Source organism: Streptomyces sp. NBC_00239 (assembly GCF_036194065.1).
GTDB lineage: Bacteria > Actinomycetota > Actinomycetes > Streptomycetales > Streptomycetaceae > Streptomyces.
The window spans coordinates 3173484-3193132 of the sequence record NZ_CP108095.1 but is presented as its reverse complement, the minus strand read 5'-3'; the positions used below and the strand labels follow the sequence as shown (position 1 = coordinate 3193132).

General features: G+C 67.8%; 14 protein-coding genes and 1 pseudogene. 9 read left to right on the top strand and 6 right to left on the bottom strand.

Annotated features, from left to right (window positions below; genetic code table 11):
* Nucleotides 1-260 precede the first annotated feature (260 nt).
* Complete coding sequence (locus OG764_RS13800) at nucleotides 261-905, bottom strand: DUF6542 domain-containing protein (RefSeq protein ID WP_328968719.1); 645 nt, start codon at nucleotides 903-905, stop codon at nucleotides 261-263.
* Nucleotides 906-1078: 173 nt separating this feature from the next.
* Between OG764_RS13800 and ychF the strand changes: the two genes are divergently transcribed.
* The 6 genes from ychF to OG764_RS13770 all read left to right on the top strand — a co-directional run bounded on the left by ychF (nucleotide 1079) and on the right by OG764_RS13770 (nucleotide 13462).
* Nucleotides 1079-2167: a redox-regulated ATPase YchF gene (gene ychF, locus OG764_RS13795; RefSeq protein WP_328968718.1), complete on the top strand. Its 1089-nt coding sequence runs from the start codon at nucleotides 1079-1081 to the stop codon at nucleotides 2165-2167.
* Nucleotides 2168-2792: 625 nt separating this feature from the next.
* Complete coding sequence (locus tag OG764_RS13790; protein WP_328968717.1) at nucleotides 2793-6476, top strand: DEAD/DEAH box helicase family protein; 3684 nt, start codon at nucleotides 2793-2795, stop codon at nucleotides 6474-6476.
* Complete coding sequence (locus tag OG764_RS13785) at nucleotides 6473-7957, top strand: restriction endonuclease subunit S (RefSeq protein ID WP_328968716.1); 1485 nt, start codon at nucleotides 6473-6475, stop codon at nucleotides 7955-7957. The genes OG764_RS13790 and OG764_RS13785 overlap by 4 nt, the downstream gene beginning before the upstream one ends.
* Nucleotides 7958-7962: 5 nt before the next feature.
* Nucleotides 7963-9609, top strand: a complete 1647-nt coding sequence (locus tag OG764_RS13780) for a class I SAM-dependent DNA methyltransferase (RefSeq protein WP_328972997.1) — start codon at nucleotides 7963-7965, stop codon at nucleotides 9607-9609.
* 132 nt (nucleotides 9610-9741) lie between these two features.
* Complete coding sequence (locus tag OG764_RS13775) at nucleotides 9742-11253, top strand: HsdM family class I SAM-dependent methyltransferase (protein WP_328968715.1); 1512 nt, start codon at nucleotides 9742-9744, stop codon at nucleotides 11251-11253.
* A gap of 58 nt (nucleotides 11254-11311) precedes the next feature.
* Nucleotides 11312-13462, top strand: coding sequence for an AIPR family protein (locus OG764_RS13770; protein WP_328968714.1), 2151 nt, complete (start codon nucleotides 11312-11314; stop codon nucleotides 13460-13462).
* 99 nt (nucleotides 13463-13561) lie between these two features.
* Here OG764_RS13770 and OG764_RS13765 read toward each other — a convergent pair whose 3' ends face one another.
* The 5 genes and pseudogenes from OG764_RS13765 to OG764_RS13745 form a co-directional block, all read right to left on the bottom strand.
* Nucleotides 13562-13888 (bottom strand): twitching motility protein PilT, encoded by a 327-nt coding sequence (locus OG764_RS13765; RefSeq protein WP_328968713.1) that lies wholly within the window; start codon nucleotides 13886-13888, stop codon nucleotides 13562-13564.
* Between the two features lie 429 nt (nucleotides 13889-14317).
* Nucleotides 14318-14581, bottom strand: coding sequence for a type II toxin-antitoxin system RelE family toxin (locus tag OG764_RS13760; protein ID WP_328968712.1), 264 nt, complete (start codon nucleotides 14579-14581; stop codon nucleotides 14318-14320).
* Entirely contained in the window at nucleotides 14574-14843 is a 270-nt protein-coding gene (locus OG764_RS13755) for a type II toxin-antitoxin system Phd/YefM family antitoxin (RefSeq protein WP_328968711.1), read from the bottom strand. The genes OG764_RS13760 and OG764_RS13755 overlap by 8 nt, the downstream gene beginning before the upstream one ends.
* A 200-nt stretch (nucleotides 14844-15043) precedes the next feature.
* Nucleotides 15044-15658, bottom strand: coding sequence for an antibiotic biosynthesis monooxygenase (locus OG764_RS13750; RefSeq protein ID WP_328968710.1), 615 nt, complete (start codon nucleotides 15656-15658; stop codon nucleotides 15044-15046).
* Between the two features lie 193 nt (nucleotides 15659-15851).
* Nucleotides 15852-15938 (bottom strand): annotated as a pseudogene (locus tag OG764_RS13745) (Uma2 family endonuclease); the annotation flags it as partial.
* A 166-nt stretch (nucleotides 15939-16104) separates the two neighbouring features.
* On the opposite strand from OG764_RS13745, the gene OG764_RS13740 reads away from it, so the two are divergent.
* Genes OG764_RS13740 through OG764_RS13730 form a run of 3 tightly spaced genes read left to right on the top strand, consistent with a single transcriptional unit; the run spans nucleotide 16105 to nucleotide 19641 of the window.
* Entirely contained in the window at nucleotides 16105-17598 is a 1494-nt protein-coding gene (locus tag OG764_RS13740; RefSeq protein WP_328968709.1) for an alpha/beta hydrolase, read from the top strand.
* Between the two features lie 31 nt (nucleotides 17599-17629).
* The gene (locus tag OG764_RS13735; protein WP_443056212.1) at nucleotides 17630-18856 is read left to right on the top strand and encodes an alpha/beta hydrolase; all 1227 of its coding nucleotides are present in this window, start codon (nucleotides 17630-17632) and stop codon (nucleotides 18854-18856) included.
* A complete protein-coding gene (locus tag OG764_RS13730; RefSeq protein WP_328968707.1) occupies nucleotides 18856-19641 on the top strand; it encodes a trypsin-like serine peptidase in 786 nt (261 codons plus the stop codon). Before OG764_RS13735 ends, OG764_RS13730 begins: the two co-directional genes overlap by 1 nt.
* Nucleotides 19642-19649: the final 8 nt, after the last annotated feature.

Genomic DNA, 19649 nt, shown 5'->3' with positions numbered 1-19649 from the left:
CCGCCCGGGCCCGCTCCTCAAGCGCCGGAGGGGCTGAAGGGTTTCGCGGGGTTAGCCGGGCTCTGCCCGGGCCCGCTCCTCAAGCGCCGGAGGGGCTGAAGGGTTTCGCGGGGTTTGCCGGGCTCCGCCCGGGCCTGCTCCTCAAGCGCCGAAGGGGCTGAAAGTGGCGCCGATGCCCGCAGGGCGTCGGCGAGGCTGCTCGTGTCCCGGGCATCGGCCGGGCCCGGCAGGGTCCTGTGCGGGGGTGTCGGGGGAGGGGGTCAGGCGACGCGGCGGGGGATTCGGCGCTTGCCGATCAGCACGGCCTTGCGGACGACGACGATCAGCGCAGCGATCAGCGTCCCCCCGTACAACCACCCCGCATGCAGGGACAGCGCACTCACCAACCCCATCAGCTGGCCGCCCAATCCGCCCGACCCCCCGGCGATCGGCCACACCCCGACCGCGAAGGCGATCGGCACCGACACCGGCGCGGTGATCAGGTCGACGGGCCGCACCCACAGCGCGGTCGCGGCGGCCACCGGCAGGAACAGCACCCCGTACGCGGCCATGGAACCGTCGAAGAACAGCCAGTCGAACCCGGCCACGAGCACCATCGCCACGCACGCGAACAGCCCACCGCCGAGCCCGGTCAGCCGCGGCTCCGGCATCCGGCGCAGCAGCGGCACGGGCCGGGCGCCGCCCGGGCCCCCCGGCCGCGGCCGGCCGGCCCGGACGGCACGTGCGGTCCGCGCCGCCCGTGCGGTCCGCGCGGCCCGGGCCGCCCGCGCGGTGCGGGCGGCGGCCGGCCCGGCCGCGCCGCTCTGGCCGCCCTCACCGCCCTGGGCGGGCAGGGCGGGCCGGCGGCCGCCCGGCTGCTGGCGTCGCTGGGGGTGATACGGCGAACGCGTCCTGTATTGCTCCACCCGACCAAAGTAGGTCCGCCGGTGCTCCGGACCGCCCCTTGGACACGCGTTTCCTCGTACTTGACCGAGAGTGGCCGATCAGCGCCCGGCGGGGGACGCGGGCGGCGGCCCGTAAACTGTCGGATGGCCTGACCTCGGGCCGCCCCACCTCCAGCTCACGGGAAGTCGCCAACGTGTCGCTCACGATCGGAATCGTCGGCCTGCCGAATGTCGGCAAGTCGACCCTGTTCAACGCCCTGACCAAGAACGACGTGCTGGCGGCCAACTACCCGTTCGCCACGATCGAGCCGAACGTCGGCGTCGTCGGCGTCCCGGACGCGCGCCTCGCGGTCCTCGCCGGCATCTTCGGTTCGCAGAAGGTCCTCCCGGCGACGGTCGACTTCGTCGACATCGCGGGCATCGTGCGCGGCGCCTCGGAAGGCGAGGGCCTCGGCAACAAGTTCCTCGCGAACATCCGCGAGTCGGACGCGATCTGCCAGGTCATCCGCGCCTTCGCGGACGAGAACGTCGTCCACGTCGACGGCAAGGTCTCGCCGAAGGACGACATCGAGACGATCAACACCGAGCTGATCCTCGCGGACCTCCAGTCCATCGAGAAGGCGGAGCCGCGCCTGACGAAGGAGTCCCGCCTCCAGAAGGAGAAGGTCGCGGTCCTCGCGGCCGTCGTCGAGGCCAAGAAGATCCTCGAAGCCGGCGACACCCTCTTCTCCAAGGGCATCACCAAGGGCACCGAGAAGGGCGACCTCCTCCACGAACTGCACCTGCTGACCACGAAGCCGTTCCTCTACGTCTTCAACGTCGACGAGGACGAGCTGACGGACGAGGCCTTCAAGGACGAGCAGCGCGCGCTGGTCGCCCCGGCCGAGGCGATCTTCCTGAACGCCAAGCTGGAGCAGGAGCTCATCGAGCTCGACGACGACGAGGCCCTCGAACTCCTCCAGTCGGTCGGCCAGGAAGAGCCCGGCATGGCCACCCTGGGCCGCGTCGGCTTCGACACCCTGGGCCTCCAGACGTACCTGACGGCCGGCCCGAAGGAAACGCGCGCCTGGACCATCAAGAAGGGCGCCACCGCCCCCGAGGCGGCCGGCGTCATCCACACCGACTTCCAGCGCGGCTTCATCAAGGCCGAGGTCATCTCCTTCGCCGACCTGGTCGAATGCGGCTCGGTGGCCGAAGCCCGCGCCAAGGGCAAGGCCCGCATGGAAGGCAAGGACTACGTCATGCAGGACGGCGACGTCGTCGAATTCCGCTTCAACGTGTGAACTCCACGATGTCGGTGATGTGGTGGAGTTCAGTTCAAAGGTACAAGTAGCTGATGGGGCTGGGACGAATTTTCCTGGCCCCATCAGTCTTTCAACCCGCCCTCAGAGGTGCCTGCCAGCAGCTCGGGGTCTGGGCAGCTTATGGAGTGGACCAGACTCATCACGTTGGGCACCTGACCGACAACGTCGCTCACCGAGGACAAGGCGTTGTAGGTCCGCATGAACGGCAGGGGCATCCGCAGCGCTGTCGTCGGCCGTGGTGTCGTGGGCAGAGTGGGGGCACCGGCTGTGAAGTGGTCACGCAGTTGGCCATAGGTTCGGCTTCTGGACAGCGGCGACACACCGCAGCTGGTCGCATGTGCAGCTCTGAACTGCGGATTTGTTCGACGGTGTAAGTCGAAGGGGGCAGTCTCAGTGACGGACATGTGCGGCTTGACCGCCTGGCGTCACGACGGGCATACGTAGGTGTCAGTCCTCGATGTACCCACGTCCGTCTCCAGACCCCGGAAAGTCCGCGCTTCGGTACACGCAAAAACCGATCCGACTTCGAACATCCCAAAGTAGGGTCGTACGGCGATCAAGTCGCTCGACGCGGCTCACCCGCCCCAGAAAGTGGTGACACAGTATGAGTGCGGTCGGCTCGCCCGGCACCCAGAACGCCAAACTGGCCGGGCTGGCCCAGCAGTCCCGGAACTTCGGCTTTCTCCTGCCGCACACCCCCCTGCTCGTGGCCTACGGGGCAGCAGCCGAGAGTTACGTCTTCAGCGACCCCAATACGTCCTTGATCAAGTCGCGGCAGTTCGGTGAGACGCTCGCGGCGGACCTGGTCCGCAGGGCTAGGATCAGGAACGCGGGCACCACACAGTTCGAGCGGCTGAAGGCCCTCGACACGGAGGGGTACCTGCACGGAAATGTCGGGGCCGCCTTCCACGAGGTCCGCGCCCACGGCAACGACGCCAACCACGGTGACCACGACAACTCCGACGACGCATTCCGGGCCCTGCGATCCTGCTTCAGGCTCGGAGTCTGGTACCACCGCCTGTTGACCGGCTCGCGCGAGCAGATCGCATTCGTACCCCCGGACCCGGCCCGTACGCCGGCCGCACGCAACCAACGTCTGCGCGATGAGGTGGCCCAGGCCCGCAAGGCCCTCGAAGAGGCCCGACTCACTTACCAGGACCAGGCGTCCAAGGCGGAGGCCGAGCAGGCGGCTCGGGCCGCCGCCGAACGTGAGCTCTCCGCGGCTCGCGCCGAGCAAGAGGGTCTCGCCCGTTCGATCGCTGCGCTCCAGGAGCAGCTGAAGCACGTCGAAGCGGCCCAGGAGGCCGACTACGCACGGCAGCGCCGGGCCGAAGCCACCGACAGCTCGGCGGCCTCCGCCGCTGTCGCGGAGCGCGCCCGCCTCCTCGACAACGCCGAAGCGGCCGCCCGTGAGCCCCTCACCGAGGTACAGGTTCGCGCCCGCCTCGACCAGATGCTCACCGAGGCGGGCTGGCAGGTCCAGGACATCGCGGAGCAGAACCTTTGGCATCAGGGCGACCACCGGGGTAACGGCGTCGCCGTCCGCGAGACCACGACAGCACGCGGCCGGGCCGACTACGTGCTGTACGTGGACCGCAGGCTGGTCGGTGTCATCGAGGCCAAGCGCGAAGGGGCCGATCTGTCCGCTGCCGAGGCTCAGGCCGACCGGTACGCCGACCACCCCACCGACGCCCAGCAGCGCATGCTCGCTTGGAGGCGAGAGGAACCCCTGCCGTTCCGTTACGTGAGCGACGGCGGCGAGACCCGCTTCCGCAGCACCCTCGACCCCGACTCCCGTACCCGCCGGCTCTTCTCCTTCCACCAGCCACGCACCCTGGCCCGCTGGATCCGCCAAGCCGACGAAGACCCACAGGCCCCGAGCTACCGCGCCCGTCTCCGCTGGCGCATGCCCGCACTGGACGAGCGCCCGCTGCGCCCTGCGCAGATCTCCGCTGTCCGCGGGGTCGAGGACTCCGTAGCCCTCGGCCGGGGCCAGCAGGGCATGGGCCAATCCCGTTCTCTGGTGCAGATGGCCACCGGCGCCGGCAAGACCTTCACCGCGGTGACCTTCTCGTACCGGATGCTGAAGCATGCGCGCGCCGAGCGAGTCCTCTTCCTCGTCGACCGCAACAACCTGGGCGACCAGGCAGTCGCCGAGTTCGAGAACTTCATTACCCCCGACGGTGCCCGCAAGTTCGCCGACCTCTACCACGTCCAGCGGCTCGGCGCCGAAGGCATGAAGCCGTCGTCCAAGGTGGTCGTGTCCACCGTCCAACGCCTGTACATGGAACTGACCGGCGAACACCCGACGGGCGCCCTCGCGGAAGACGCCGAGGGAGAACGGCCCTACGACATTCCCGGCCCGGTCGAGGTCGGTTACAACCCGGACATCCCGCCGGAGTCCTTCGACCTGCTCGTGGTCGACGAGTGCCACCGCTCCATCTACGGCAAGTGGCGCTCGGTCCTGGAGTACTTCGACGCGCCTATCGTGGGCCTCACCGCCACTCCGGTCGCGCAGACCTTCGGCTACTTCAACGGCAACCTGGTCAGCGAGTACACCTACCAGGAGGCCGTCGCCGACGGTGTCAACGTCGACTTCTCCGTGTATGAGATCGGCACCCGGATAACGGCCGAGGGCGGTGTCATCGCCCAGGGCACCATCCCGGTCCGCGACCGGCGCACCCGACGCCAGCGCTACGAGGACCTCGACGAGGACGTCGAGTACGGTGCGAACCAAGTCGGTGTGGGCGTCATCAGCAAGGACCAGCTGCGCACCGTGATCCGCACCTTCCGAGAGCGGCTCTTCACCGAGATCTTCCCCGAGCGCGGCAAGCGTGACGGTTCCAACGGTGAGCTGCTGTGGGACGAGATGTACGTCCCCAAGACCCTGATCTTCGCGAAGAACGACAATCATGCCGAAGAGATCGTCGAAGTCGTCCGTGACGTCTTCGGCAAGGGCAACGACTTCTGCGCCAAGATCACCCACGCGGCGAAGAAGGCTGATGAGCGCCTGGCGGACTTCCGTAACCTGCCTCAGCTGCGGATCGCCGTCACCGTCGACATGATCGCCACCGGTACCGACGTTAAGCCCTTGGAATGCCTGCTCTTCCTGCGTGACGTGAAGAGCTGGGCATACTTCGAGCAGATGAAGGGCCGCGGCGCCCGCACCCTCTCCCTCACCGAGTTCGAGAAGGTGACGCCCGGCGTCGGCCCAAAGACCCGCTTCGTCATCGTCGACGCGGTGGGCGTCACCCAGAAGAAGAAGCTCGACGCGGCCCCGCTAGAGCGCCACACCGAGAAGCAGGTCAGCCTGGAGAAGCTGCTGCGGAAGGCTGGCGCCGGCACCATCGAGGAGGAAGAGGTCTCCACCCTCGCCGCCCGCCTTGCCAAGCTCGACATCCAGATGACCCCTGAGGAGCGCGGCGAGATCGAGCAGCTCACCGGCGGCTGCCCCCTCAAGGAGATCATTCACGGCATGGTCCGCGCGGTCTCGGCCGACGACCAGCAGAAGGTACGGGACGCCGCTCACCTGACCGGCCGCGACCCCGAGCGGGAGGTGCGGGCGCTCATCGACCACGCCGTCCGGCCCCTCGCCGCTGCCCCGAAGCTGCGTGCCCGGCTACTCGAGATGCGTCGCGCAAAGGACATCCTCTACGACGAGACCAGCCGAGACGAGCTGGTCACCGCAGGTGCGGTGGTGGAGAACGAGGCGGCCTCCCGGGATGTCGTCACCAGCTGGCGGCAGTACATCGATGCCAACCGCGACGAAATCACCGCCCTCGCTATCGCCTTCAACGCCGACTCCGACACTCCGCCGGCCGACGCCCTGCGCCACTTGCAGAACGTGGCCCGTGCCATCGCCCGTCCCCCACGCGCCTGGACCCCGGACCGCCTGTGGACCGCCTACGAGCAGGTCGGCGAAGCCGCCCTACGCGTTGCTCAGACGCGCCGGACCGCAGCCGACCTCCTCGCCCTGCTCCGCTACGAACTCGCTGGCGGGGCCGAACGCGGCGCCCCCCAGCCGATCCCGCACGAGGAACGCGTCCGCGAACGCTATGCGGCCTGGCTCACCCGCCAGCATCAGGCAGGCGTCCATTTCAGCGACCGTCAGCGCTGGTGGCTCGACCACATCGCAGCCGCCACGATCGAACGTGTACGCTTCGACACCGCCGACCTCGACTATGCCCCGTTTGCCGCTCGTAACGGCACGGACGGCTTCCTCGCCGAATTCGGCGAACGACAGGCAGAACACATCATCGACGAACTCGACAGGGAGCTGAGCGCGTGAGGGGGACCGCCGTGGACGTCGCGGAAAGCAGGGGAGTCGGAGGCGCGACCTCTGGCGGGGGGAATTCCGGAGTGGGGAACGGTGAAGGTATCTCCGGCCTACCGAAGGGTTGGGCTCGGGCAACGCTCGGTGAAATTGGCGTTGAGGTACAGCCGGGATTTGCCAGCGGAAAACACAACCGCGATGGCAACGGTGTCCTACACCTGCGCCCGATGAACATCACACGCCATGGAGTCATCGATACCTCCGACGCTCGCTTCATTGAGGATGAGTCGGAGCGGCGCGTGCAGCGCGGAGATATCCTCTTCAATAATACCAACAGCCCGGCGCTGGTAGGAAAGACGGCCTGGGTCGACTCGGAAAAGCCCTTGGCGTACTCCAACCACATGACACGCCTTCGCCCCCCGGTTGGACTCGATGGCCAGTTTTTGGCTATTCAGCTCCACGCGTTGTGGTCCACTGGCTATTTCAAGACCGTCTTGAATAATCATGTAAACCAGGCGAGTGTGTCACGGAAAGTGCTGCTTGACACAACAATCACGATTCCGCCACTCGCCGAGCAGCGCCGCATCGTGGCACGGCTGGACGAGCAGCTGGACCACGTCGAGGCGGGCGAATCGTCCCTTGCGCGCGCCGCAAAAAAGCTGACTGAGCTCATCAGTCAGATCCGGTCACGAGAGGTCCGGACGAGTCCTGGCAAGGAATTGCCGCCAGGGTGGCGATGGGGGACGGTCGGTGACGTTCTGCAGAGAATTGAGGCCGGGAAATCTTTCACCTGCCTCCCTAGGGCCGCCCACGAGGACGAGTGGGGCATTATCAAAGTCAGCGCTATGACCTGGGGAGAGTTTCGAGCAGACGAGAATAAGGCCGTCCCTGAAGGGCGGGAAGTAAACCCTGATTTCGAAATCTGCAGCGGCGATATTTTGCTGAGCCGCGCAAACACCGTGGAATATGTCGGGGCACCCGTTCTGGTTGGCCCCGTCCGCGGAAAGCTTCTACTGAGCGACAAAAGCTTGCGTCTCGTCCCGAAGGATCGAGTGAGTCGCGAATGGCTTCTCGAGGTGCTTTCTTCCCGGTATGTGCGCGACCAGTACTCCGACGCCGCTACGGGAACCAGTGATTCCATGCGGAACATCTCTCAAGGAGTTGTGAAGTCTGCCAGAATCCCGGTGCCTGGGTCCTACGATGAGCAGCAGCGAATCGCGTCGGTAATTCGCGACAGGATTGCACAGGTAGGTGTGCTGAGGGATGCTCTGGACAGTCAGGCTGCCGAGGTGATCAACCTCCGCGCCGCTCTCCTCTACGCCGCCTTCACTGGCACCCTTGTCGCCCAGGACCCCACCGACGAGCCCGCCTCCACACTGCTCGACCGCATCCGCGCCCAGCGCTCCGCCGCCACCGGAACGAAGAGCGCGCGACGCCGCACACCGCGCACCAGCAAGTCGACCGGCGACCCCGGTCAAGGAGAACTGCCCCTGTGAGCACCATGAGCACCGACAAGCCCGCCACTGCCCCGGCGCAGGACTCGCCCCAGGAAAGTGTTCTCCTTGGGCCTCAGGCCACGCCCAGGGCGGCCGCGGCCGAGTCGACTAGCACTCTCGTCAACCGACTCTGGTCGTACTGCGAGCTCCTGCGCCACTCCGGGGTCTCCACTCTCGACTACGTCGAGCAGCTCACGTACCTCCTCTTCCTGAAGATGGCGGACGAGCGGGCCAACCGCCCGGCGAAGTTCCGCCGCAACCTGCCGGAGGAACCCCTCGTTCCTCCGGGCCGGGACTGGGCAAGCCTGACCACTCGCTCCGGTGACGCGCTGCTCGACCACTACGAGTTCATCCTCAAGGACCTCGGTTCGCGCGGCGGCACCATGCTCGGTGAGGTTTTCGCCAAGTCGAGCAACAAGATCCACGAACCGGCCGTCCTGGAGCGGCTGATCAAGGACCTGATCAACCCGTACCGCTGGACCACCGAAGACCAGGACCTCAAGGGCGACGCGTACGAGGGCCTGCTGCAGCGCGGCGCCGAGGACCGCAAGACCGGCGCCGGCCAGTACTTCACTCCCCGCCCTGTCATCGACGCCATGGTCGACTGTGTCCGGCCCCAGGTCGGCGAGACCATCACCGACCCAGCCTGCGGAACGGGCGGCTTCCTCATCGCCGCCCATGCCCACCTCAATCAGCACTACCAGGAACAGCTCTACGGTGATGAGGGCCGCAAGCTGCAAACTGGCGCGATCACCGGCTACGAGCTGGTCCGGGAGACCGCCCGTCTGGCGCTGATGAACATGCTGCTGCACAACATCGGCACATCCGAGGCCAAGCCACTGATCACCGTGCAGGACTCCCTGGCGAAGTCTCCCTCGCGGTTCTACGACATCGTCTTCGCCAACCCGCCCTTCGGTGTTGGCTCGGTGACGGGCGAGGCGTACACCGCCCGCAAGGACTTCTGGACCCAGACCACCAACAAACAGCTCAACTTCGTCCAGCACATCTACAACTTGCTGAAGACCAACGGCCGGGCAGCCGTCGTCCTCCCCGACAACGTGCTCTTCGAGTCAGGTGCCGGCGAGACGATCCGCCGCAACCTGCTGAACCTGTGCGATGTGCACACGCTGCTGCGCCTGCCCACCGGCATCTTCTACGCCAACGGTGTCAAGGCCAACGTCCTGTTCTTCGACAAGACCGGCCAGCGCACCGGAGGCCGCCCCGGCACCAGGCAGCTGTGGGTCTACGACTTCCGCACCGACCAGCGGTTCACCCTCAAGCAGCGGCAGCTGCGCCGCGAGCACCTGGACGACTTCGTCGCCGCCTTCCACTCGGGCGGCACCGATTTCTCCGCTCGCAAGCCCACTGATCGCTTCCAGCCTTACGATTACGAAGAACTGATCACTCGTGACAAGGTGAATCTCGACCTGACCGTCCTCCGATCGGGAACGGACTCCGCGAACACGGCCCTTGCGTCGCCCGACGTGATCGCCCAGGAGATCGTGGACGAACTGGAGGCCGCTTTGGCTGAGTTCACCACCGTGGCACGCGCTCTGAAGAGGGAAGCGGACCCGGAGAGCGTCACGCGAACGGGAACAACCAGCACAGCCGACGACGACAGCGACGAAACAGGGGAAGCCCGCGCGGGGTAGGCCCGTCCTTCCGTTACCCGAGTCAGGGCCCGGAAGGCAACCGGCCGTGGCCCGAACTCGGGTAACGCCGGAGGGAACCAGAACGGTATGGGTACGGGGCGGGGCAGTACTGGGCCGGGAAGCACGAGTGGGATGTCGGAGGTTCCGCCGCAGAGTGGGCGGCTTGAGCGGCACTGGACCGCCGAATCGATCGTCCGCCGCTGGTGGGCGTTCTACAACGACAAGACCAGCACCCGGGCCCTGACAAAGATCGAGTTTGCTGAGCACATCGCCTACCTGCTCTTCCTCAAGCTCGACCACGAACGCGCAAACCGGCCCGGCAAGTTCGCCTCCCGTCCGGTCGCGCCATCGATCGACACCTGGCCGCACCTGGTCGAACGCGGCGGCGAAGACCTCCACAGCTACCTGGCCCGCACCATGCGCACGCTCGGCACGCCAACCCCGGACAACCAGCGTCGCACCACCGCCAGTGTCCTCTTCCATGACGCACAGCCGTGGAACATCGACCGGATGAGCGAGCTGCGACAGCTCATCACCGAGGAGATCAACCCATACCGTTGGGTTCAGGTCCCCGACGGCGAGCTCGGACGGGCCTTCGCCCAGCTTCTCTCCGACTGCTACGACGACATGCTCAAGAAGCGCCAGACTGGGCAGTTCCTGACCCCACCGCCACTCCTCGCCGTGGTCGCCAAGGCCCTCGCCCTCACCCCCGACGACCGAATCATCGACCCAGCCTGCGGCATTGGCAGCACGCTGATCGCCGCCCATCGGGAGATGGAGAGCCACGGCACCAAGGTGGACGACTCCGCCATCGCGGGAGCCGACATCGATCCCCAGATGTGCCGTCTCGCCACCATGAATGTGCTCCTCAACACTCGCCGGCTGTTCGCGGGGATTCCCCCGGTACAGCGTTCGGACTCCCTTTCCCGCAGGGCAAGGGCGATTCAGCGTCAGGACCGGGATGTCGCCGCGACCGTGGCTCTGTGCAACCCGCCCTTCAAGAGCACCGACGCGGCCGTTGACGCCACCCACCGCGACGACTTCTGGGCGCCCAAGGCGGACCTTCCCACCAACTTCCTCCAACACATCGCCATCACCTTGCCGCAAGGTGCGCGAGCCGCCGTCTTCGCCCCCGACAGCGTGCTATTCGGTAAGGGCGCCGCGGCCACCGTACGCCGCAATCTGCTCCTCAACTGCGACGTGCACACTCTGCTGCGCCTGCCCACCGGCATCTTCCGGGGCACCAACTCCAAGGCGAACATCCTCTTTTTCACCAAGTCCGCCCCTCGCCCCAGCGGCGAGCCCGCCACGCGCGCCCTGTGGGTCTACGACGCCCGCACCGGCAACCACCGCACGGACACCGGCAACCCGCTCACCGAGGACGACCTGTCCAACTTCCTCGCCGCCTACCGCCCAGACGACCCCGACCACAGCAGCCGTACCCGGTCACGCCAGTTCAAGCCGTACCCCGTAGCCGATCTTCTGGCCCGCCCCAGCACCAGCCTGGAGCTCTGGGCCGACCTCACCGAAGACCAGCAGGACCTCGGTTCCCCAGGCGACATTGCGGCCTCCATCGTCGCCGAACTGAACAGCGCCAGCAGCAGCTTCCAGGCCGTCGTGGACTCACTCGCCCCCGGCCAGTGACGGGCACCCTCCGAGTTCCCTACGCCCCCTACTCTTGACAGCCCCGCACGGGAGAACCATGAGCACCCCTCCGCGCCGCCCCGACGTTCCCACCCAGGTCCGCCAAGTCGCCAACTTCCTCGACGCGACGTACGGCGGCCTCATCGACATGAGCGACTTCGGCAACCGCAGGCCGGACGACCTGGTCATCGCGCGGCGGTCCCGTGCCCTTGCCGCGCATGCCGTGCGCATGGTGACCGACTGGACGCCCGCCGATGCGGCGGCCTGCGTTATCGACGGCGGCAACGACCAGGGAATCGACGCGATCGCCGTTGACCAGGACGCCGCGCACATCTACCTCGTCCAGTCCAAGTGGAGCGAGACCGGCACTGCCAAAGCCGATGAAACCGCAGTCCTCAAACTGTTCTCGGGACTTACCCTGATTGACGCGGGGGAATCCCGCCAGTTCAATCCGCGCGGCCGCGTACTGGCCGAGCAGGCCAAGTCGCTGCTGGGCTCGGACCTGACCAAGGTGACCCAGGTGATCGTCCTCATGGGCACGAAGGAACTCGCCCCAGGGGTACGCCAGGCCATCGAGAACGGGGAAAAGGACTTCAACCATGACGGAACTCACATCTTCCACCGTGTGATCCACTCGCCGGAGATCTACGCGCGAGCCCGTGACGATCAGAGGCCCGAGCCGATCACCCTCGAAGTCACGATGTCTCCATGGTTCGCATGCTCGCCCTCCGACCAACAGGCCTACCAAGGCGTGGTGCAGGCCGAGCAGATCGTGGAATGGGCGGAGTACGGCAACCGACTCTTCGACCACAACATCCGCAACCCGCTCGGGCTGACACCCATCAACAGCGAGTTGGTGGAGACGCTCACCGAAGAGCCCGCCAACTTCTGGTACTTCAATAACGGCATCACCATTCTGTGCGACTCCCTGGAGATCGAGAAGGGATCCAAGAAGCAGCCGGAACGCCTCCCGCTCCGCCTCACCGCGCACGGTGCGAGCGTGGTGAACGGGGCGCAGACCGTACGGGCCCTCATCGACGCGGCGAAGGAGGACGAGCAGGCGGAGTCGGCCGAGGTCGGGGTCCGCATCATCGTCACCGGCGGGGACGCCGACTTCGCCCAGCGCACCACCCAGGCCACCAACCGGCAGAACCACATCACCGACCGCGACCGCATCGCCCTGGACCCCGTGCAGGCCGTCCTGATCGAGGAGTTCCGGGCCGAACTGGACCTGGTGTACAGCGTCCGTCGAGGCGAACTAGAGCCCCAGGGGGACGAGGGTTGCTCCGTCGTCGAGGCCGCGTGTGCTCTGGCCTGCGCACACTCCGCCAGCCGCTTCACGGCCCGGCTGGTGGCGGCCGACTCCACCGACGTGATATGGCAGCGAGGCAGCGGATCTATCTACGACCCGCTGTTCCGTTCCGTACCCGGAGTCTTCGAGGTCTGGAACGCCGTACGCGTCCTCCGCGAGACCCGCAAAGCCCTACGTACCGTGCGCGACGAGTACGAGAAGCGGGGAGCCGCCGTCATCGACGACGGAGCTTTCCTCCTCACCCACCTCGTCTTCCGCCAACTGCTCGCAGAAGACGCGGGCATAGGCGAGCCTGACCCCGCAGACCCCACCGCCACCTGGTTCGTCAAGGCAAGCAACCGGATCCCCGAACTGCTGGAGCGCACCGTACCCGTGATGCTCGGCGTACTGGACTCCCGGCACGGAACCCGCTCGGACCTCAAGCGAGTGTGCATCGACGACGCGGAGTGCGCAGCGCTCGTGACCGATGTCCTGGACGTGCTGTCCGCAGGAGGCCAGACACAGGACGTGTCCCCGTACCTCCGTAAGGAAGAGCGGCACCGCAAGCCGCGCCGCCCCAATTCGGTCCACGTCATCGTCAACCAAGGGGCACTCCTGGAAGGCGCACCCCTTCGTCTAAACCTCTTCGTACCAGCCGAGCAAGAAGCACTGGACACTTGGCTCGCAACAGATGAGAGCCGCTCGCGTGCCTCGTGGACAGGGGAGACCGGCAAGGCCCTCATCTGGGAGTACGACCGTCAGCGCTACTCGCCCAGCGGCCTGGTTTCCCGCATGTGGGAACTGGCCGGCTGGGAGGGACGACCGGTTTCCAATCAGGGCACCGCCCGCTGGATGACCCAGGATGGCGAAACCCTTGCCGAACTCGCCGAACGCCTCCTGGCAAACCTTGAGGTGTAAGGGCTGGTTGGCACCGACTAGGGCCGGATTCCTGAGCTGACCCCGGTTTCGTGGAGTTTGATGTGCCCCAACTCGATCGGACCCGGGGCGCATCAGTTGCTAGACGCTGCGGATGACAGGAGCGGGTTTGATGTCCTGGGCGTCGATGAGGGTGCGGATGTCGTTCGGGTCTGAGGTCCAGATGATGGCGCCGAGGCTGGTTGCCATGGTCACGACGGTGGCGTCGACGATGTCGGAGGTGCCGGCCTTGCCGCAGAGGATGCCTGGGGCTTTGGCGGTTTCGAGGCCGACGGGTACGACGTGGCACCCGCCGAGGAACATGCCGAGTCTGACCTGGCGGCGGGAGTCCCGCCATGCCTGGCTGACGACGACGGACGGGACGTGGATGTCTCGGCCGTCTTCGAGGGCCAGGCATGGCGGGCCCACATGCGTCGGTCGTCGTTGTCGATATCTACGGGCATCTGCTGCCTGGCGCGTGGGGAGCGCTGCCGGGAAGTCTTGCAGCGCTCCAAGCGGCCTGTGCCCCCCGATGCGACGTCCCCGCCGTCAGAGGAGGCGAGCTCGAGCGCCTGCAACCAGGCCGTCTAGGCGTACGAGGGCTGGCTGGCCTGCGCGATGCTGGGATGGAACGCCCGTGCTGGGATGGTGCTGGGACGACCCCTGCAGAATCCGCGTTTTCGCATGTGGGAGCTCTGTACTACAGGTTCCGCTTCAACGTGTGATCAGTTCGTTGCCGCACGCGAGGTAATTCGGCAAGCGTGCAGGTCAGAAGGGGTCGACTCCTGCGGGGGTCGACCCCTTCGCCGTCGCCATGCTGGATGGGTGCTGGATATTCTGACGCCGGATCAGTCGGCATCAAGTGTCGTAGACGGTGGAGCGGTGCCCGACATGCACGACCCAGACCACCAGCTCTCCGTTGTCGATCGTGTAGACGACGCGATAGTCGCCGACCCGTAGGCGACGCCGGTCGGGCCGTGACACGAGTGCGGTGGTGTTGAAGCCGAGGGGATCGGTCTCCAGCTCGGTCAGCTTGGCCAGGATGCGCAGCGCCGTGTCGCGGGGGATCTTCCGGAGCTCGGCCTGCGCCTCGGGACGGAACACGGTTCGGTACTCACTCACCGCGCGCCAGCGTCTCCCTCATGATGGCCTCGATCGGGATGCCGGGTGCCGGGTTGGCCATGCGCTCGTCGATGATCCGGTTGATCTCGCGCTCTTCCCACTCCTGGTACTTGCGCAACACCTCGATGGAGACGACGGCGGCTACTTCCTTGCCCCGGCGCGTGATCACGGTGGGGACGTCGTCGCGATCGGCGCGTTCCACGACCTCAGCCAGGTGTGCGCGTACGTCACGGATGGACTCTATGGGCAGCGGCTGTGTCATGAGCCCAAGGGTACCGGGTGTCCCATGTGTACGCAATGCCTCGCTGTGGCGGGCGGACGGGCTTCCATCGCCGTGTTCGCGCATGCGGAAGGGGTCGGACTCTGTCGAGTCCGACCCCTTCCGCATTTCCCGTGCCGACCTGGTGCCGACGTGGCGTCGCGGTGTCGGTCCGAGTGGCCGGCGCGCGAGGGGACGCGGGGTCAGGAGTGGGGGACCGCCGTGGCGATGATCACCTCGAATTCCTCAATGCTGCTGGTGGTCATACGGGCCTTCGCCGTGGCTTCTCCGCGGATCGCCGCGACGGCGCCACGCGATGCCACGAGTGCGTCGCGGTCGGTGTAGAGCGCGCCGACAGCGGCTCTGCCCCGGTCGCGGTCCACGAGCAGGGAGATGCCTGCCAGTCCGGGGACCTTCTGGACCTTGGGCAGTGCGGTGTCGCGGAACGTGTCCACCAGCAGGTCGATGTCGAGTGGCTCGACGTCCATGCGGACCAGCCGGAAGCCCGCGCCCGGCCCGAGTTCCTCTGCGCGCCGGGCGACCGCCGCTTCCCAGTTGTCGACCGTCACGGTCTGAGCGAAGGGCGCCATCATCTCGGCCCGCCGTTTGCTCAGGTTCTCGTAGCTGGCCTGCCGGGAGGCCTCGTCCTCCCACCACGATCCCACCAGGAGTTTGCCGAGCTCGCGGTCGGCGAACAGACCCATCCCGCGAAAGCCCGGCTGCGCCGACAGCAGCGCCCGCCCGTCGGTCCGGAGCGCCTCGGCGACCCCGTCGAGCTCGGCCGGATCACCCGTTGCATAGATGCTGCGAACGTACATAGCGCCCTTTCCTGCCTTCCGATGGCCCCGTGCGGGCTCGTGTTCCCCACTCCATGCGATGGCCGGGGCGGATGGGCGGCAACGTGGCACGGGCATTCAGGTGAGCAGGCGGGCGGTCGCCGGGCGCGTGCGGCTCCCTGCGGAGCCCCTGGGCGGCGAGTCGCAAGCGTGCAGGTCGAAAGGGGTCGGGCCCCCGGGGTGCCTCGGGGAGGCGGTCGAGGTCCTCCGCGAACCAGCCTTCCGCGCGCGGCGGGCGCATCCAGTCGGGCAGGGCGGTCATGGGTCAACCCCAGCGACGGGGGGCGGGCGGGGGGTGGGGCATTGAGATGCAGGTCATGTTCTGGCGCGGATTGAAACCATTTGGGGTGCGGTCGCATCAGGTAGGGCGGGGGATGCCCAGCCGATCTGTCCCGTGGGGGCAGGCATGACCGTTCGGAGCGAGTTCCGTGCACCAGTACCCGCAGCGCCCGCGGCCTGACGATCAGCCGTACCCGTATCCGTACCAGGGCCAGGATCAGGGCCGAGGTCAGGACCGAGGCCAGGGGCAGGACCAGGGGCAGCAGCAGCCGTACCCGACCTATGAGCCGTACGAGCCGTCCGCGGGCCGACCGCAGCAGCCGTACGGCGGGCAGTCCGCGCCGCAGCAGCCCTGGTACGGCGAGCCGCAGCAGGCGCAGGCTCCGCGGCAGTACGCCCCTCAGCCTCCGCAGTACGCCGCCCCGCCGCAGCAGCCGTACCGGGAGCGGCCCCCGTACGACGAGCAGCCCCCGTACGGCCAGCAGCACCCCCCGTACGGCCCCGGGCACGGGCAGGGCGGCACGGGCGGACCCGGTGGTCCTGCCGGGTCCGGTGGGGAGGAGCCGCCGCGGCGGTCGCGGCGGCGGCTCGGGTGGATCAGTGCCGTGGTCGCGGTCGCCGTGCTCGCGGGCGTCGGGGTCACCGGCTGGAAGCTCGACTGGTTCAACGACAACGGCGAGGCCGTCACCTTCGGTCAGCCCCCCGCCGGCACCCAGGGCGAGCAGGACCCCGGCGTCACCGGCAAGGACAAGGACAAGGGCAAGGACGGCGGGCGGCCCGCGATGTCGATGCCGACCGGGCCCGCCGCCGAGTTCCGGCGCACCACCCGGCTCGACGACGGGACCTCCATAGCCAAGACCCGGCTCACCGGTGCGAAGTCCGGTTTCACGGGCGACGTGTGGGTCTGGGTCCCCAAGGAGTACGACGACCCGAAGTACGCGAAGAGCGCCTTTCCGGTCCTGATCTCCCTGCCGGGCGGCAACGGCTACCCGACGAACTACTGGGCCGACCGCAGCCTCGGCCTCCAGAAGGCCGTCACCGAAGGCGTGAAGGCGGGCACCAGCCTCCCCTTCATCCTGATCATGCCGGTGCTCAACCCGGACGAGCGGAACTACTACGACGGCTCCGACATCCCGGGCCAGCCCAAGATGGGCACCTGGATGGCCGAGGACATCCCCGCCTTCACCAAGGCCAACTTCCGGACGTTCACCTCGCGCGACGGCTGGGCGTTCATGGGCAACTCCTCGGGTGCCTTCGTCGGGCTCAAGATGGTCATGCAGCACCCGGACCGCTTCAAGGCGGTGATCGCGAACGGCGGCGAGACCGCGCCGGACTCGCCGCTGTGGCACGGCGACAAGAAGCTGATGGACGCCAACGACCCCGGCAAGCTCGCCGAGAAGCTGAGCCGCGGCACCGGTCCCGAGGTCTACGTGAACTTCCAGATCGGCACCAAGGAAGGCAGCCAGGACCTGGCGCGCCTGAAGAAGTTCGAGAAGGACTACGGCAAGGGGCCGGTGAAGATCACCACCCACGTCATCCAGAACGGCGACCACAACGGCTGGGACTACGTCCGCGGCATGACCGAGGGCTCCCTGGAGTGGATCAGCAAGGTGATGGCGAAGCCGATCCCGGACGCCGGGTAGGGAACGGTCGGACAGCACGGTGAAACACGTGATCCAGCAGCACACCCCGCACGGCAACCCGCACGGCAACCCGAACGGCAACCCGCACGGCACCCCGCAGGGAAGCCCCCAAGGCACCCTGCACGAGGCCTCCCGCGGGACCTCCGGCGAGGCCTCCCGCCCCGGCCGCCGCCGCAGGCGCGCCCGCCGGCTGCTCCTGACCTGCGGCGCGCTCGCCCTCGCGCTGCTCGCGACGGGCGGCGTCGTATGGAAGTTCGACCTGCTGTCGGACAACGGGGAGCCGATGTCCTTCGGCCGCCCGTACGACCCGTACGGGCGGCAGGACGGGAACGCCGGGCCCGACCGGCCCGGCGTCAGCATGCCGAGGGGACCGTCCGCGGACTTCGTACGGGCCTCCCGGCTCTCCGACGGCACCGAGATCGGCCGCACCACGCTCGTCGGCGCGAAGTCCGGCTTCACCGGGGACGTGTGGGTGTGGGTGCCCCGGGAGTACAGCGACCCCCGGTACGAGAAGAGCGCCTTCCCGGTCCTGATCTCGCTGCCCGGCGGCCGCGGCTACCCCAAGAACTACTGGATGGGCACCGGCCTCGGACTCCAGAAGGCCGTCACGGACGGCGTCCGCAACGGCACCAGCCTGCCCTTCATCCTGGTGATGCCGGTCCTGAACCCGGACAAGAAGTTCTACTACGACGGCTCCGACATTCCCGGGCAGCCCCGGATGGGCACCTGGATGGCCGAAGACGTGCCGGATTTCGTGAAGGCCAACTTCCGCACCTTCCGCTCCCGCGACGGCTGGGCCTTCATGGGCTCCTCCTCGGGCGGGTTCGTCGCCCTCAAGCAGGTCGTGAAGTACCCGGAGCGCTTCAAGGCGGTGATCGCCTCGGGCCCCGAGACGGCCCCCGATTCCCCGCTGTGGCGGGGCCACCGGCGGGAGATGGACGCCAACAACCCCGAGAAGCTCGCGCAGCGGCTGATCGGCCGCAAGGGCCCGGACGTGTACGTGAACTTCCAGATCGGCACCAAGGAGACCGGCCGCGCGAAGCTGGAGCGGTTCATGCGCCTGTACGGTCGCGGGCCCGTGCACACCCGGCTCCAGGTGATCGAGGATGGGGAGCACAACGGAAAGTCCTACGTCCGAGGCATGCGGGAGGGCTCCTTGGAATGGATCAGCAAGGTGATGCTGGCCCCGACCCCCGACCCGGCGCCCACCCCCGACCCTGACGCGGCACCCGAGCGTGACGCGGCGCCCGACGTCTGATGGGCAGCTGGTTCCGGGGCCTCGCGGCGGCCGCCGCCGGCACCGCCGCGGTGCTCGCCGTCGCCGTGTTCAAGTACGACGCGCAGCCCGCGCTCCCCTTCCCGACCGTCGGCGTGCTCCTGGCCGACGGCGGGCACTGGTGCACGGCGAGCGTGGTCGACAGCCCTCGGGGGAACGTCGTCGCCACCGCGGCGCACTGCGTCAGCCCCGCCGGTGAGGACGGCGAGCCGGGCGAGCTCGCCCACGACGGCCTGGCCATCGGCAAGCTGTCCTTCGCGCCCGCCTTCTCCGGCGGGGGTGCCGGAGACCGGCCGCTGGGCACGTGGAAGGTCAGCGCCGTGCACGTGGACGACCGCTGGCGGCTGTACGGGGACGACACCGCCGACTTCGCCTTCCTCACCATCGAGCCGGACGGCGAGGGGCGCAACGTCCAGGACGTCGTCGGCCGGGGCGCCGCGCCGCGGCCCGAATGGGACTCCGCGGTCGCACGCGACGTGACGGTGGTCGGCTACCCCGACGAGGAGCACAACCCGGAGAACCGGCCGGTCGCCTGCACCACCCAGACCACCGAGGCCGAGGACGAGGAAGGGATGCTCTACATCAACTGCGCCGGCTTCTGGACCGGCACCAGCGGCAGCCCCTGGATCGCCGACCGCGGCGCCCGCGGCGAGCCGGGCCGGCTGATCGCCGTCCTGAGCGGCGGCGACACGGACGTGGACTCCACCGCCGCCCGCTTCGACGACCGCGCCAAGGCCCTGTACGAGGCCGCCGCCGGGAAGGCCTGACCGGTACC

What these genes read in the sequence shown, in the direction of transcription:
- OG764_RS13790 (WP_328968717.1), top strand. Translation starts at nt 2,793, where the DNA reads ATGAGTGCGGTCGGCTCGCCCGGCACCCAGAACGCCAAACTGGCCGGG.
- OG764_RS13770 (WP_328968714.1), top strand. Translation starts at nt 11,312, where the DNA reads ATGAGCACCCCTCCGCGCCGCCCCGACGTTCCCACCCAGGTCCGCCAA.
- OG764_RS13730 (WP_328968707.1), top strand. Translation starts at nt 18,856, where the DNA reads ATGGGCAGCTGGTTCCGGGGCCTCGCGGCGGCCGCCGCCGGCACCGCC.
- OG764_RS13780 (WP_328972997.1), top strand. Translation starts at nt 7,963, where the DNA reads ATGAGCACCGACAAGCCCGCCACTGCCCCGGCGCAGGACTCGCCCCAG.
- OG764_RS13755 (WP_328968711.1), bottom strand. Translation starts at nt 14,843, where the DNA reads ATGACACAGCCGCTGCCCATAGAGTCCATCCGTGACGTACGCGCACAC.
- OG764_RS13775 (WP_328968715.1), top strand. Translation starts at nt 9,742, where the DNA reads ATGTCGGAGGTTCCGCCGCAGAGTGGGCGGCTTGAGCGGCACTGGACC.
- OG764_RS13750 (WP_328968710.1), bottom strand. Translation starts at nt 15,658, where the DNA reads ATGTACGTTCGCAGCATCTATGCAACGGGTGATCCGGCCGAGCTCGAC.